We start from the raw sequence: 251 nt of genomic DNA on the forward strand, positions 1-251 counted from the left end.
GGCACAAACTTGATGCGCTTGTCCATCGAAGGAATACCATTGCGCACGGCGGAAGAGATCAGCCAATCAATGAGGATACGGTGGGCGAGTATCGCGATTTGGTGTTGGTCTTGATGGAGGCTCTGGAGCAGACGTTGCAGTCGGCAATTGCCAATCGGGCATTCGCGAGGCAGGCCGCATAGCCTTGGATGGGGTGGCTGATGCAGATGTGCCCCTCTTCGTCAGCAATTCCTGAGCGCTTCTTGGTGCTC

General features: G+C 56.2%; 1 protein-coding gene. It reads left to right on the forward strand.

The features are described from left to right. Positions 1-65 precede the first annotated feature (65 nt). Positions 66-182 (forward strand): hypothetical protein, encoded by a 117-nt coding sequence (locus tag SB822_RS59285; RefSeq protein WP_410859397.1) that lies wholly within the window; start codon positions 66-68, stop codon positions 180-182. The last annotated feature ends 69 nt before the right edge of the window (positions 183-251 follow it).

The sequence above is a fragment of the Paraburkholderia sp. SIMBA_054 genome (genome assembly GCF_046534875.1).
Taxonomy (GTDB): domain Bacteria; phylum Pseudomonadota; class Gammaproteobacteria; order Burkholderiales; family Burkholderiaceae; genus Paraburkholderia; species Paraburkholderia hospita.